Here is a 13,908-nt window from a genome sequence, read left to right as displayed (position 1 = left end):
CAACCCCTCGTGGATCGCGGGCCCACGGCGTCAGATGCGCGGGAGCACCGCGGTCGGAGCGTCCTGCCACGCGTTCGCCGGACCCACGTCGGCGGTCCGCGCGCGTCCGTCGGCGCGGATCTGGTCTTCCTCGACCATGCTGCGGCGGATGGCCTCCTGAGCGGAGGGTGGCAAGGACGGCAGGAGGTCGATGACCCGCTGACGGTGGCGGGCGATGGCCTTGCGTTCGGGCATACCGGGATTGGGCTGCACCTGCGGGATGATCTCGGTGAAGTCCTCCTTGGTACCACCACCGGAGATACCCGCGGCCTGCATTGCCTCTTCCTGCTTCTGGACGGCCTCGTCCTTTTCCTCGGACATGCCGATCGGACCGAACCGGTCACCGGAGAGGAACTGCTTGACCACCGGCTGCTCAGAGGTCAGCAGCTGCTCACGCGGACCGAACATCACCAACTCCTTGCGGAACAACATCCCGATGTTGTCCGGGATCGTGCGCGCGATGTTGATGTTGTGCGTGACGATCAGGATCGTCGCATCGATCTGGGCGTTGATGTCGATCAACAACTGGCTGATGTAGGCCGTACGCACCGGATCCAGACCCGAGTCCGGCTCATCACACAAAATGATCTGCGGATCCAACACCAACGCGCGTGCCAGGCCGGCACGCTTGCGCATACCGCCGGAGATCTCACCGGGCAGCTTGTCCTCGGCACCGGTCAGACCGACGAGGTCGATCTTCTCCATCACGATGTCGCGGACCTCGTTCTCCTTCTTCTTCGTGTGCTCACGAAGCGGGAACGCGATGTTGTCGAACAAGCTCATCGACCCGAACAGGGCACCGTCCTGGAACAGCACACCGAACAGCTTGCGGATCTCATACAGTTCCTTGGCCGAGCACTGCGTGATGTCGGTGCCATCGATGATCACCGACCCCTGCTCCGGGTGCAGCAGACCGATCAGGGTCTTCAAAAACACCGACTTACCCGTACCCGACGGACCCAGCAGTGCAGAGACCTCGCCCTCCGGCAGGGTCAGGGAGACATCACGCCAAATGTTCTGCGAACCGAACGACTTCGTGAGCCCCTCGACACTGACCTCAACACCCATTGTCTTCCTCCAGATCTCGTCGTCAGTTGCCCGGGACCGGCGGGTCGGCGGGTGCGGGTTGCTCGGCGGGCGGATTGCCCGGGATCGCCTGTTCGCCGCCAGCGGGGTTGTTGCCGGCGTTGTCGGCATCCAGGTTCGACCCCGTGCTGCTGATCGCGGTGATCAGCCAGTTCTGGCTCTTGTCGAGAGTCACCCGGTAGGTCGCCGTGGACTCGATCCCGCTGGGAGCCTGGACGTTCTTCGTCTGCACGTTGACGAACGCGACGACTTGGTATGTGTCACCGTCGACCGATTCGACCTTGGCCGCAATCGGCTGCGCCGTCGAGGACCACTGGAGCGGGCGCAGAAGCTGTTCCATCTGGGTCGACGCCCGCCGGAGTCGTTCCGACAGCTCCGGGGACGTGCCCTTGGTGAGGAGGGTCCGCCATTCGTCGGGGTTCTCGAAGCTCATGTCGGCGGCGCCGGTGGCGTAGTCGAGTGCCACCTTCTCCGCGGCGGCGTCGGCGGCGGCCGCCGCGTTCAACCGGTCGACCTCTTCGGACGCGCTCCGCCACTGCCAGCCGAGCAGCGCGATCGCTGCGACGACGAGTACCGCGACAACACCGATCAGTATCGATCGCAACGACACCGAGGTGGCGGTCAGGGCTCGTGCCCTGGTGCGTCCGGTGCGATCCGAAGTGGTTGCCGTCGTGGCGGTTTCTGTGTCTTCCGACGTCGTCTCGTCGGTGTCGGCCTCGGTGCCCGTGTCGCTGGTGATGGTCTTCGTCATCGCCGGTCTCCTGTCGATGTCTGCTTGTTGATCTGCGCCGGAACGCTTGTCATGTCCACTGCGGAATCCCACGTCGTCGTTGCGGGGTCGGTCACCGTCACCCCCCTGCCGGGATGCGGATGTCCAGTGCTCCGGAATCGGTCGCGTTGATCAGGTTGTCCAGCACCCGGCCCACATCGACGGTCCGCAGGGATGCCGCGCCGGATCGGGTGGCCGGCAACAGGTTGTCTCCGATGATCTTCAGGTCGGCGCCGCTGTCGTCAAGGAATTTCTGCAGAGCCGCCACCAGCGGCGTCGCCCCCTGGGTGATGCCGGTGTACATCGGTCCGCTCCAGTCGATGGCGTCCTTGACACCCGACTCCAGCTCGGCGAAGCCGATTCCGAATCCTGCCAGGTGCGGCGTCGTCGCGCGCATCAGACCCGGTATCGCTCCCGATCGCATGAGCAACGGCTGCATGGTCGCCAGCAGCGTGGTCAGTTCGTCTGCACGAGCCGTGAACTCTGCTGCCAGCAGGCGCCCGGCCCTGTCGAGATCCTCGATGACCTCGATCCCGTCGGGTAGTCCCATGTCGAGCTCGGCGAACACCCGCTGGACCTTGTCCGGATCGGTCTGGCCGAGCACCTCGGTGACCTGCTCGGAGAGATCCTTGAAAGTGGCCGCATTGGAGACGTTCTCGCCACTGATGTAGGCGTTGTCGGCGAGATACGGGCCTCCTGCAGTCGTGGGCATCACCGCGACATAGGCCTCGCCGAGGGCCGAGAGATTGTCGACCCGGAAGTTGCTCTCGACCGGGATGTTCTCGGTGTCGTCGTAGTTCCAGGTGATCTCGGCGCCGCGCGAGGACTGCGAGATCTCGGTCACGTGACCGATTTCGATGCCGCGCAGCAACACTCGGGAACCGACCAGGATCCCGTTCGTGTCCGGCACCGTGATGGTCGCGTGCCGGGCCGATGGCGAGTTCACATGGAGTCCGACACTGAGGATGTACGCGATCGACAGGCCCGCGATGGCCAGCATGGCCACCACCGAGACCCGGGTCTTGGTGATCATCGGATCGCTCCCAACATCCGTAGCAGCATCTTGGTGTCACCGAGCAGTTCCTTCTTGCCGGCGGACTGAACCGAGGGGGCCTGAACCGAGGCGATGTTGACCGATGGCCTCTTCGCGAACGGGATCAGTGTGTCCTCCAAGAACTTCGCCATCGCCGTCCCGGTCGCGGGCGCCTGGTCCCACATCCCCCGGCCGGCCTCGGCGGCATCGGCCGCCGAGTTCAACAGCGGCACGAGGAACAGGCCGCCGGTGAACACCGACCCCACGGAGGGCAGCAACGTGCTGATGTGGCGGACCAGCGAATAGGAGACAGTCCTCCAGTAGTGCTCGGCCTGCTCGGAGAACACGTTCTCGATCTCGTGCCGACTGTCGGAGAAGGACCCGGCCACCGCGTTCAGGCTGTTGAGGGTGCGATCCAGTTCCCTGGTGTTCCGCGACAGATCGTCGAGGTCCTTCGACACCGTGCCCGCGATCTTCCGCACGTCGGAGACAGGCGGCATCGTGCGATTCAGGGTTGCCATCGTGTCCTGGACCTTCTGGATGCTGCCCCCGTTGATGAAGTACGCCAGGACGGCGATGGTGTCCTCCAGCGGTGGCGGTGAGGTCGTTCGTCCGCGGGGGATCACGCTGCCGTCCCGCAGGAGCTCGCTCCCGCCGCCCTCCGTCGGTGGCTGCAATGCCAGGTACGTGTCACCGAGCGGCGTGTTCTGCCGGATGATCGCCGAGGAATCCGCGGGAACCGGGCGGTCGTCGGTGAGTCCGACGACCACGTCCACGCCGTCGTCGGTGGTCTCGGTGGATTGCACCCGGCCGACCTGGATGCCGTTCATCATGACGTCGGCCCCGTCCGGCAGGTTGAGCACGCTCGCGAACTGAAGTGTCACCTCGTAGTCCAGCGGCACACTGCTCTTCACCGACGGCAGCCGGTTCGGACTCAGCGCCGAACAGCCGGTGAGTCCGACCACGACGGCGAGCAGCGCGGCCAGACCGAACACGGTTCGTCTACCGATCATTTCCCCAGACCCGCCTTCTGCAACAGGATTGACAGTGCGTTGACCGGCGCCGACTCGCCGCCCCCGACGTCGACCTTCGGTGCCACGTAGGGCACCGAGAGTGCGCCGGCTGCCGACTCCTGCTGGCGCATGGCCGCGGCGACCGACGGTGTCATGGCCACGAGTTGCCCGAGTTCGGGCGCTCGCTTGGCGCCGTAGGCGATGATGTCCTCCACCGGCCCGTGCAGGAGTGGCCACAGGATGTCGTCGCCGTAGTTCCGTTGGATGTCGTACATCAGCGCGATCGTCCAACCGATCCCCCGGCAGAAGCGCGCGACGTCGTAGAACAGGGTCGTCCCCAGCTGCGTGACCGAAGGCATCTGGTTCATGATCGACATGATCTGATCCCAGTTCTTCACGGCGTCGTCGGTCAGGGGCGCCATGTCCCGGATGGACGAGCCGATGTCGGCGACGAACGCGTCGGGGTTCTGTGCCGCGCGGGCCGCGTTCTCGAACATCCGCGACGCCTGCGGTCCGGTCCCGGCAAAGGCCCGGTCGGCGCCGTCGAGTGCGGTCTCCAGATCATCACCACCGTTGTCGGACAGCGACTTCAGGAAGTCCGACGCCGACGCGGCGACCTCGGAGATGCTCTTGGGCGTGAACGAGTTCTCGACGCCGATGCACGCGCCCTCCCTGAGGGCGGGACCGCCGGCGTAATTGCCCACCAGTTCCAGGCTCCGATCCGCCAGCAACGACTTGGATCTGGTCACGGCCTTGACGTCGGCCGGATACGTCCGTCCGGGCTCGAGAGAGAACGTGACCCGCACATGGTCGCCCCGACTCTCGATCCGATCGATCTCACCGACTCGGATTCCCATCTGGGTCACCGGGTTTCCCTGGTACAGGCCGATCGTGTCGGCGACATCCACGCAGAACCCGTCGCCGCCGGGTGCGGTGTCGTCGACACCGGTGGCCCACGCCGAGGTCAGCCCGATCGTGGTGACCACGCCGAGCAACACCACCACGGTCCCCAGCGAAATGGCGAGCCGCCGTTTCGAGGAGCCAACGATCGCGCTCATCAGCAGTTCCTTCCGGGGATGGGGATGCACACGTTCTCGGTCCACAGCGTGCCGCCGCCGACCTGTCGCATGCCTTCGGGTGTGATCCACTGCGCCAGCTTCTTCCGCGTGGCCACCAACCCGTCGATGGCCGGCCCGAGCTGTTGTTGCAGACGGATGATCGTGTCCTTCATCTGATTCACGTGACCGGAGACCAGCTCACTGTGGTTGAGGTAGAACCGCATGAAGGGTGCCAGCTTCATGAGGACGTTCGCGAACAGCTTGTAGGCGTAGTTGAAGCCCGCGGAGTTGACGTGGTACGTGCTCACGACCATGTCGATCTTCCGGATCAGCTCGAAGACGAATTCACGATTTCCGTTGAAGGTCTGCAGGTACTCCGAGGCGAGTGCGGCGACGTCGTGGACCTGGCCGCGCTGTCTGTCGAACACGGACGTCACGGACTCGAGTCCGGCCACGATGGAACGCAGCGAGGTGTCGTTCCCATCGAGGGCGCGAGCAACCTGATCGAGGTTCGCGTTGACCTCTCGGGTGTCGACCGTGTCGGTGGTGCTCGGAACGGCCTGGATCACGTCGCCGATCGAGTACGGAACGGTGACGCGTCCGGCCGGGATCGACGACGTCAGCGGTTGCCGGCCGAGCGGGATCATGGTGATCGCGTATCCGCCCACCGGCGTGAGCATCCGGACCTCCATCTTTGTCTGGTCGCCGACGAAGGTGTCCTCGTCGATGCGCGCGGTGACCATCACCCGGTCGGGTCGGAGGGCCACCTCCGACACCTTGCCGATACTGATGCCTGCAACGCGGACATCCTGGCCGGTCTCGATCGCGGACGCGTCGGTGACCTCGAAGGTGATGGTCTTCTGGCCGGGTGGACGCAGATAGATGATGGCGAGGGTGCCGAGCAGGGCCACCACCACGACCAGGACGATCACGCCGAGCACTCCGTCGTGGGACGTGAACCTGCGGATTCCTTTCCGGTTCATCGATTGCACAGGACCACCTCGCTGCCGGTCATCAGGATTCGCACGTCGGACGGGATGTGCGCGCGACCTTTCGCACATTGCTTGCTGAATGAGGCATGCGTGTCGATGCCGCGCAGTCCGGCGAGTGCGTTCGGCATCAGCTGGAAGGACTTCAACGCTTCTTGCATGGACGAGAAGGTGGTCTTCAGAAACACGTCGACATCGAATTCCTCGTTGACACCGAGCGCCACCAGGAGCCTCTCGATCGGTTCGAACAGTGCGGGGCCGGCGCTCGCGGTCACCGCGAACTCGTCCAGCACGGTCATGGCGTTGCTGATGGGCAGATCGACCGCCTCAAGGAAGCCCATGACCTGCGGTGACCGGCCACCCATGGTGTCGGCGATACGTGCCAGATTCGACGTGAGGGTGGAGATGAGCTGCTGTCGGTTCTCCGCGAACCGCGCCAGCTTCTGGGTGCTCTCGAGCATGGGCCCGAGCCCGCCGCCGTCACCCTGGAGAAGTGCGATGGCGTTCTCGCTGAACTGGTTGACCTCGTCGGAGTTCATCGTCGTCAGCACCGGTTGGAGTCCGTTGAACAGTGACGTGATGTCGAAGGAGGGAACGGTTTGTGAGGTAGTCGCGTGGCTCACCATGCGGCCCGGTGTCTTTCCCGGCTGCAGATCCAGGTAGCGCACGCCGGTGAGGTTCTGGTACTTGATCGACAGGGTCGAGGTCGACGTCAGCTTCTGCCGATCGTCCATGGTGAATTCGACTGTCGCGAAGGGGCTTCCGTCATCGTTTCGCTCGAGGTCCACCGAGACGATCTTGCCGATCCGCTTACCCCGGAATCGGACATCCCCATTGTCGTGGAGGCCCGACGCGTCGGTGAAGTCGGCACGGTAGGTCACCACACTGGCGTCGACGGGATTGCGCATCGCGTTCACCACGAGCACGAACAACATGACCGTGACCGCCGCGACCACCGCGACCTTCGCACCGGCGACCACTGTGCTGCGAGACGCCATGTCAGTTACCTCCCGCCCGTTGGCCGGCCATCGACTGCATCCGTTCCAGCGGGCCCGAGACGGCGGGGACGCTGTCGAGTAGGAGGCGCAGCTGTAGGGTCCTGCTCGCATCGTCGCCTCGGAAAGTGTTGCGCAACTGCTCGATAACCTTTCGTGTCTTCGCCATCGACGCACCCCCGCCGATCATCTGAGGTACCGGGTCGATCAGGTATTTGAAGGAGGTGACCAGGGGCGTCAGATCGGCCGCGTGCGACGCGAGCAGTGTTCCTGCCGCACCGAACAATCCACCGGAGGCCACGTTCAGAGATCGGTCCATGAGTTCGTGATAGGCCTCGTCCACTCCGCGAGAACCATCGGGCATCTTGTTGAAGACGCTTTCGGTGATGGCGTGGAGGCTCTTCATCGCCTCCCGGTTGAACCCGGGGAATGCTTCGGCCAGGTCGTTCATCTCACCCAGCAGCGTGCTGGGCAGGTGCCGTTGGGTTCGGGCCACCTTGTCGGTGAAGATGATCGCTGTCTCGATCAGCGGCGAGAGGCCGTCGGCGTAGCGCATCACCTCGTCGAGGCTGTCGATCATGTCCCTCGTCAGCGTTCCGTCCACGACGATCGAACTCCGCTCGATCATCGTCGACATGGTGAAATCAGGTGCGGCGGAGCGGCGGAGGGTCTGTCCGTCGGAGAGTCGCGCCCCGCCCGGCATCGCGATGAGGTTGACCGCGGTGACGCCGAAGTAGTTCTGCGGCCGGTAGTCGACCTCGAACGAATCGGTGAGACTTCCGGCGGCTGCGGCGTCGAGCACCACGTCGACGTGGACGACATCGGGTTCGGTGGAGTCGATCGCCGTCACCTCACCGACCTCGGCTCCGCGCAACAGGATCCGGCTTCCGCTCTCGACACCCGGACCCAGTGCGGGCAGCACCAGATGGAGGTCGGTGCCCTTGGGCGCGGTGGCGCGCGGATAGACCACGGCGAACACCGTGACGATGACGGCGAGTACGGCGACTGCGATGACGCCGGCGCGAACCAGTGTCCGTGTCTGACCGCGAGCGTCCCCGCGGAGGAAGTCCTGACTGCTGTATGACGACACGTCAACCCCTGAACGGAAGGACCGGATTGAGGCCCCAGATGGCCACGGTCATGAGGAAATTGAGGACAACGATGGCTACCAGGCTGGCCCGGATCGCCCGCCCGGACGCCGCACCGACACCAGCCGGCCCTCCGGACGCGAAATACCCGTAGTAGCAGTGGATGACGGTGATGACCGCACAGAAGATGAGGGCCTTCGCCACCGATGCCAGCAGGTCGGGTATCGACACGAACTGGGCGAAGTAGTGGTCGTAGGTGCCCTCGGGCTGGTCATGGAAGAGCTTCACTATCAGACCGCCCGTCAGGAAGCTGACAACCAGGGCCATGAGGTAGCTGGGCAGGACCACGAGCATCCCGCCGATCAGACGGGTCCCGACCACGAACGGGATCGCGCGCAGGCCCATGGTCTCGGTGGCGTCGATCTCCTCCGAGATACGCATCGCACCGATCTCGGCCGTCATGCGACAGCCGGCCTGGGCCGCGAATCCGATACCGGTGATGATCGGCGCGACGACCCGGATGTTGCCGAACGAGTTGATGATTCCGGTCAAGGCACCGAACCCGAGGAGGTCGAACGCCATGAACGCCATGATCGCCACGACCGACCCGACCGCGATACCCAGGAAGAACATCAGGCTCACGACGCCGCCGTCGACGATGATCGAGCCGCTGCCCCAGGCCATGTCGTTCATGGTCTTCATCGTCTGCTTGCGGTAGTGCCGGATGGTGGTCGGCAGCAGCGCGAAGGTCTTGCCCACGAACACGACGATCTGGCCGAAGGTCGCGAATGCCTCGGTGAATCGGCCGGTCACCGACCTGCCGAACCGGTTCATCCGGCCCGGGCGCGGAAGTGTTTCTGTCGTCATGTCGTCACGCCAATCGGGCCGGGAAGAACATGGCCTGCAGCTGACTGACCGCCATGTTCGTCATGAAGATGCACAGGACACTGAGGACGACCGAGGCGTTGACCGCGTTGGCGACACCCTTCGGGCCGCCCTTGGCCTCGAGTCCCCGCAAGCTGGCGATCACCACGACGATGAATGCGAACAAGACCGACTTGAGAACCGAGAACATCAGATCCGTCGGAGTCGCGAAGGTACCGAAGGACTGCCAGAAGCTGGCGGGGACCACGTCGTTGACGTTGGCCGAGATGGCCAGTCCGGCAGCGACTCCGGACGCGATGATCATCACGCACAGAGCCGGCGCGATGGCCAGCATCGCCAGGAATCGGGGCACGATGAGCCGCTGGACCGGATTCACGCCGATGACCCGCATGGCCTCGATCTCCTCCCGGATCGACCGCGCCCCGAGGTCCGAGGCGATCGCCGATGCCGCGGCGCCGCTCATCAGGAGGCCGGCCGCCATGGGTGCTCCCTGGTTCACCACGCCCAGGCCACTGGCGGCTCCCGCCAGCGAGTTCGCGCCGACCTGGTCCATGACGCCACCGACCTGCACAGACACCTCAGCACCGATCGGTACCGCCATCAGAAGCGCCGGGAGGGCGGTGACCTTGAACAGCTTCCACATCTGATCGATCACCTCCGCACCGGCCAGGCGCAGCGAGATCGCGTCGGTGATCGCGAAGCGGATCATCTCCGCTGCCAGTCGTGCCGAGCGACCGATGGTCGCCAGACTGCGGGTGATCCGGTCGCTGGCGCCGCCGCCCACCCTGCGGAGCGCGTCGACCGACCTCGCTCCTGGACTGCGCTCGACCAGAGCACTGACAGTCATGTGGATCCTCTCGAATTCGCGGATACCGTGTCCGCCTCGGTTTCTGTGCCACCGGCCGGGCCGGGTGACGCTCGCAGTGCGCGCCACCGGACTGAGGCGCGCATGTGGCCTGTGGCCTAAAGCCTTTAGCTCAACTATTGTGATCCCCGCCACTTGCGATCGTTAAGAGGCTAGCAGACATAAGACGTATCATGTCAAGTGTCAGCAGCTCAGATAGTGGCGGCGAACCCATCCTGCACGAGGGCGAGTCCCCCGCACCGGCCATATGACCAGGTCAGGACACACGCGGCGTCCAGACCCTCCGAGCGCGGCACCGGAGCCACGCACGGCACGGCGCCCATGACGTACGAGGACGAACGGTCACGCTCGCCCGCTGTCGATCACGGGTTATCTAATCCTTGTAGTTGGTCAGCCCATCATCCGCCGCAGGACCTTCTCCATGGAACGGCCGTAGGGCGGATACGTTGCGCCGAAGTCCGGACGAGCAGGTTTGCTCAGAACCGACTTTCGGTGACTGAAAGTGTCGAACCCGTTCTTGCCGTGATAGTTCCCCATACCCGATGCGCCGACCCCGCCGAACGGGAGTTCCGGCACCAGCAGTTGGTACAGGAGGTGATTGACCACGACCGAACCAGACGAGGTCTGCTCGACCACGGCATCCTCGACAGCCTTCGACTCCGTGAAGAGATAGAGCGCAAGCGGTTTGGGCCGGGCGTTGACGAACGCGGCGGCGGCAGCGATGTCCGGGACCGAGACGAGCGGCAGAATCGGACCGAAGATCTCTTCCTGCATCAGCTCCGAGCCGAGATCGGGGTCGGTGACCAGCGCCGGCTTGATCGTTAGCCTGGCTTCGTCGATCTCGCCGCCGAACTGCTCCCCGCCATGGGTGCTCAGAACGCGCCGCAACCGGTCGACGTGACGCTGATTCACGATGCGGGTGGAGTCGTAGGCGGCGCGCAGCGGCAGCTCCTCGAGCAACCGCCCGACCAGCGCCGGCCGCACCGACTCCTCGACGAGGACATAGTCCGGGGCGGTGCACGTCTGGCCCGCGTTCACCGACTTCGCCCAGGCGATACGTCTGGCCGCGACGTCGATATCGGCGTCGGCAGCGACGATCACCGGACTCTTACCCCCGAGTTCGAGCGTGACCGGGGTCAGATTGCGAGCACTCGCCTCCATGACCGCTCGGCCGACCGAGGTCGAACCGGTGAAGAACGTGTGATCAAAGGGTTGGGCGCCCAGCGCGGCGCTGACCTGCGCGTCACCGAGCACGACGGACACCGCTTCGGTGTCCAGGTATCGCGGCAACTGTTCGGACAGCAGCCGGGCAGTCGCCGCGGAGAGCTCCGACGGCTTGACCACCGCGGCGTTGCCCGCGGCGAGCGCACTCACCAACGGGTGAAGTGTCAGCAGAATCGGAAAGTTCCAGGCGCCGAGGATGAGCGCGACACCTTTCGGCTCGGAGACCACCCGTGCTTTTCCCGGCGCGGTCGCGGCACTCATCCGCACCTTCTCTGGCTTCATCCAACGACCCAGATTCGCGACGGTATGCCGGATCTCGTGCCGGACCGGTGCGACGTCGGCCATGAAGGTCGCCATCCGCCCCCGCCCGAGATCGGCTTCGATCGCGGCCGCAATCGCCGGCTCGCACTCGTCGATGAACCGCAGCAGCCCCTCGAGCTGGGCGAGTCGCCACGACAGCGGTCGCGTACGACCGCTGTCGAACGCGGATCGCGCCCCGGCCAGTGCCGACCCGGATTCGGTGGCCGCCGTGCTCGTCGACATCTCGGTAACACTCATCGTGGCTTCGCTTTCTGATGCTGCGGGGACCCACCCCGGGCTGAAGTATGGAGCGATCGTACACAGTGTTCAGACGTGATGTCAATCACTTCAGAGGATCATGTGGGGCGCTCGTCCCAAAGACCATACATCTTGTATGGAGTCCTCGTCTGCCCTATCGTGAGCTCCATGATCGATTGGGCCGACATCGCACACTCCGAGACGCTCGAGATCTCGGATGGTGGCGGGGTCCGCCGCCTGATGCTGTCGCGCCCGGGCTCTCTCAACGCCTTCGACGAGAAGCTCCAGAGCGACTTTCGCGAGGCCGTCGCCGCAGCTGCGACCGATGACACCGTGCGGTGCGTTCTCATCACCGGTCGAGGTCGCGCATTCAGTGCGGGAGCGGATCTCGCGCTCGACGATGTCGGTCCGGAAGTCCGGCTGGCGCCGCGGACCGAGCGTGAACTCACGCGGTTCTACAACCCGATCGTCCGAGGGTTGCGCGAGATGCGAAAGCCGGTCGTGGCCGCGGTGAACGGTCCTGCGGTTGGCGTCGGTTGCGCCGTGGCGGTCGCATGCGACCACGTCGTCGGGGCGAGGTCGTCGTCGTACACACTGGCGTTCTCGCGTGTGGGGCTCACACTCGACGGTGGTGCATCGCTACTCGTCGGTGCACGGGTGGGATTCGGCCGCGCGTCGCGGATGGCCCTGCTGGCCGAACGGGTCGATGCCGACACCGCGTTCTCCTGGGGGCTGATCGACGCGGTGGTCGACGACGCGGTTCTCGCCGACCACGCGGAGTCCGTTGCCCGGAAACTCGCTGCCGGACCCACCGAGGCCTACGCCGCGACCAAGCACAGTCTGAACGCCGCGCTTCTCCACCGCCTCGAGGATGCCTTCGAGATCGAGGTCGCTGGCCAGACCGCCCTTGTCGACGGCCCCGGTTTCCGAACCGCGATCACCCGGTTCTCCACCGGCGCGAAGGGCTGAATGCGACTGTGCTTCAGCGCTTTCCGTAGATCGCCGCGTACATGAATCTCGCCACCATGTCGGTGACCGCGTCGATGTCGTCGAGATGCGTTTCCCCGGCGAGCGATCCCGCGATGGTGCGCTCGATGGTCCACAGCAGCGTGGCCGTGTACTCGCGCGCAGGCGGGCCGGCCGGCGCCAACCCTCGTTCCCGGTCAGCGATGATGATCGACTCCAGGGTCGTTTCCATGGCATTCATGGCGGCGAGGTACTCGGCGCGCAACTCAGGCAGGCGCGGCCATTCGTGCACGGCGTTCTTGATCACGGCGCCCGCATGCCCGTCGAGATGCAGCCACTGTCCGACCTGCTCGAGCAAGGCCGACGGGTCCTGCCGGTCGACGTCGGCGACCGCGGTCAGCGCGGCGACGATGTCGGCCGCCGCCTGACGGAACAGAACGACAAAGGCGTCTTCTTTGCTCCGGAAGTAGAAGTAGAAGGACGCGCGAGAAATGTTCGACTGCTTGAGGATCTTCGCGACGGACAACTCGGCCAAGGTCTCGGTGAGCAGTAGTTCGCGCATGGCCTGGAGGATGTTCTGCGCCGTCTCGGTTTCCACCGCAGGGTTGTCTATCGCGGGCAGCAGCTCCCGCCTCGCGTCGGCGGCATCACTCGTCTTCTTGCGTCGACCCTTCGGCACCGTTCGGCCGCCGTAGATGGCCGCCTCGTTGATCGCGCTCAACGAAGTGGTGACACTCGCCGCCGCGGGGAGCCGGTCGTCCAGGCCCCGCGTGCTGACGTAGAAAGCTCGCTCGGAGCCGCCGACCAGCATCGCGGCCAGCATCTCCGCGGGAGCGCCGTCGGGAGCGCGTCCCTCGGCTCGCTCGAACCTGATCTGTTCCGCGACAGCCGCGACGAACTGCTCGAACATCCGCTGCCAGGCCGCCGCAACCGCGGGCTTGCTGTGCATGTGCTCGATGACGGCGCAGATGACCGCGCCGTGTCGCGACCACATCTCGAGCGTGTGATCGAGACTCGAGCCCATGCGACGCGCCCGGTCACGTCCGGGATCGGTGGACCACGGCGCGTCAGCTCCGTACGACTCGTCGAACACTCGTCCCAGAAGCGCCACCAGGACGTCGTACTTGTTGGCAAAGTAGTGGTAGAAGTTGGCCCGGGACAGACCGGCCGTCTCCAGGATCTGAGCAACGGTCAGATCCTGGAGGGAGGTCGACGCGAGCAGTTCCTCGGTCGCCCGGAACACCGCGAGTTCGGCAGAGGAACTCCCGTCGTAGTCACGGGGGCGCCGTCGTACAAAGGAACTCGAAGCCATAGCCGCATCATACTCGATGTCCGGACAC

Annotated in this window: 13 protein-coding genes; 1 reads left to right on the top strand and 12 read right to left on the bottom strand. The window is 65.1% G+C overall.

Annotated elements, in window-relative coordinates:
- Window positions 1–30: 30 nt before the first annotated feature.
- The 11 genes from ACSUZC_RS03380 to ACSUZC_RS03330 all read right to left on the bottom strand — a co-directional run bounded on the left by ACSUZC_RS03380 (window position 31) and on the right by ACSUZC_RS03330 (window position 11,602).
- A complete protein-coding gene (locus tag ACSUZC_RS03380) occupies window positions 31–1,107 on the bottom strand; it encodes an ABC transporter ATP-binding protein (RefSeq protein WP_439031515.1) in 1,077 nt (358 codons plus the stop codon).
- A 22-nt stretch (window positions 1,108–1,129) separates the two neighbouring features.
- Window positions 1,130–1,876 (bottom strand): hypothetical protein, encoded by a 747-nt coding sequence (locus ACSUZC_RS03375; protein ID WP_439031514.1) that lies wholly within the window; start codon window positions 1,874–1,876, stop codon window positions 1,130–1,132.
- Between the two features lie 97 nt (window positions 1,877–1,973).
- Window positions 1,974–2,927 carry an MlaD family protein gene (locus ACSUZC_RS03370; protein ID WP_439031513.1) on the bottom strand — a complete coding sequence of 318 codons (954 nt, stop codon included), beginning with the start codon at window positions 2,925–2,927 and terminating at the stop codon, window positions 1,974–1,976.
- Window positions 2,924–3,940: an MlaD family protein gene (locus tag ACSUZC_RS03365; RefSeq protein ID WP_439031512.1), complete on the bottom strand. Its 1,017-nt coding sequence runs from the start codon at window positions 3,938–3,940 to the stop codon at window positions 2,924–2,926. The genes ACSUZC_RS03370 and ACSUZC_RS03365 overlap by 4 nt, the downstream gene beginning before the upstream one ends.
- Window positions 3,937–4,998, bottom strand: coding sequence for an MlaD family protein (locus ACSUZC_RS03360; RefSeq protein ID WP_439031511.1), 1,062 nt, complete (start codon window positions 4,996–4,998; stop codon window positions 3,937–3,939). The genes ACSUZC_RS03365 and ACSUZC_RS03360 overlap by 4 nt, the downstream gene beginning before the upstream one ends.
- On the bottom strand, window positions 4,998–5,981 hold the full coding sequence (locus tag ACSUZC_RS03355) for an MlaD family protein (RefSeq protein WP_439031510.1): 984 nt from the start codon (window positions 5,979–5,981) through the stop codon (window positions 4,998–5,000). The genes ACSUZC_RS03360 and ACSUZC_RS03355 overlap by 1 nt, the downstream gene beginning before the upstream one ends.
- On the bottom strand, window positions 5,978–6,985 hold the full coding sequence (locus tag ACSUZC_RS03350; RefSeq protein WP_439031509.1) for an MlaD family protein: 1,008 nt from the start codon (window positions 6,983–6,985) through the stop codon (window positions 5,978–5,980). The genes ACSUZC_RS03355 and ACSUZC_RS03350 overlap by 4 nt, the downstream gene beginning before the upstream one ends.
- Before the next feature lies 1 nt (window position 6,986).
- Window positions 6,987–8,072: an MlaD family protein gene (locus tag ACSUZC_RS03345; protein ID WP_439031508.1), complete on the bottom strand. Its 1,086-nt coding sequence runs from the start codon at window positions 8,070–8,072 to the stop codon at window positions 6,987–6,989.
- Between the two features lies 1 nt (window position 8,073).
- A complete protein-coding gene (locus ACSUZC_RS03340) occupies window positions 8,074–8,904 on the bottom strand; it encodes an MlaE family ABC transporter permease (protein WP_439032981.1) in 831 nt (276 codons plus the stop codon).
- 37 nt (window positions 8,905–8,941) lie between these two features.
- Window positions 8,942–9,802: an ABC transporter permease gene (locus ACSUZC_RS03335; RefSeq protein ID WP_439031507.1), complete on the bottom strand. Its 861-nt coding sequence runs from the start codon at window positions 9,800–9,802 to the stop codon at window positions 8,942–8,944.
- Window positions 9,803–10,210: 408 nt separating this feature from the next.
- A complete protein-coding gene (locus tag ACSUZC_RS03330; protein ID WP_439031506.1) occupies window positions 10,211–11,602 on the bottom strand; it encodes an aldehyde dehydrogenase family protein in 1,392 nt (463 codons plus the stop codon).
- Window positions 11,603–11,770: 168 nt separating this feature from the next.
- Between ACSUZC_RS03330 and ACSUZC_RS03325 the strand changes: the two genes are divergently transcribed.
- Window positions 11,771–12,571: an enoyl-CoA hydratase/isomerase family protein gene (locus ACSUZC_RS03325; protein ID WP_439031505.1), complete on the top strand. Its 801-nt coding sequence runs from the start codon at window positions 11,771–11,773 to the stop codon at window positions 12,569–12,571.
- Between the two features lie 13 nt (window positions 12,572–12,584).
- On the opposite strand, the gene ACSUZC_RS03320 is transcribed toward ACSUZC_RS03325, so the two are convergent.
- Entirely contained in the window at window positions 12,585–13,880 is a 1,296-nt protein-coding gene (locus ACSUZC_RS03320) for a TetR/AcrR family transcriptional regulator (RefSeq protein ID WP_439031504.1), read from the bottom strand.
- Between the last annotated feature and the right edge of the window lie 28 nt (window positions 13,881–13,908).

Source organism: Gordonia terrae, assembly GCF_051789125.1.
Taxonomy (GTDB): Bacteria; Actinomycetota; Actinomycetes; order Mycobacteriales; family Mycobacteriaceae; genus Gordonia; species Gordonia terrae_A.
Note: the sequence above shows the minus strand (reverse complement) of the source record. Positions and strands in the feature narration are given on the sequence as shown.

Coding starts and splice junctions, on each gene's coding strand:
- ACSUZC_RS03325 (WP_439031505.1), top strand. CDS start 11,771: ATGATCGATTGGGCCGACATCGCACACTCCGAGACGCTCGAGATCTCG.
- ACSUZC_RS03360 (WP_439031511.1), bottom strand. CDS start 4,998: ATGAGCGCGATCGTTGGCTCCTCGAAACGGCGGCTCGCCATTTCGCTG.
- ACSUZC_RS03380 (WP_439031515.1), bottom strand. CDS start 1,107: ATGGGTGTTGAGGTCAGTGTCGAGGGGCTCACGAAGTCGTTCGGTTCG.
- ACSUZC_RS03375 (WP_439031514.1), bottom strand. CDS start 1,876: ATGACGAAGACCATCACCAGCGACACGGGCACCGAGGCCGACACCGAC.
- ACSUZC_RS03320 (WP_439031504.1), bottom strand. CDS start 13,880: ATGGCTTCGAGTTCCTTTGTACGACGGCGCCCCCGTGACTACGACGGG.
- ACSUZC_RS03355 (WP_439031510.1), bottom strand. CDS start 5,981: ATGAACCGGAAAGGAATCCGCAGGTTCACGTCCCACGACGGAGTGCTC.
- ACSUZC_RS03330 (WP_439031506.1), bottom strand. CDS start 11,602: ATGAGTGTTACCGAGATGTCGACGAGCACGGCGGCCACCGAATCCGGG.
- ACSUZC_RS03370 (WP_439031513.1), bottom strand. CDS start 2,927: ATGATCACCAAGACCCGGGTCTCGGTGGTGGCCATGCTGGCCATCGCG.
- ACSUZC_RS03365 (WP_439031512.1), bottom strand. CDS start 3,940: ATGATCGGTAGACGAACCGTGTTCGGTCTGGCCGCGCTGCTCGCCGTC.
- ACSUZC_RS03350 (WP_439031509.1), bottom strand. CDS start 6,985: ATGGCGTCTCGCAGCACAGTGGTCGCCGGTGCGAAGGTCGCGGTGGTC.
- ACSUZC_RS03340 (WP_439032981.1), bottom strand. CDS start 8,904: ATGAACCGGTTCGGCAGGTCGGTGACCGGCCGATTCACCGAGGCATTC.
- ACSUZC_RS03335 (WP_439031507.1), bottom strand. CDS start 9,802: ATGACTGTCAGTGCTCTGGTCGAGCGCAGTCCAGGAGCGAGGTCGGTC.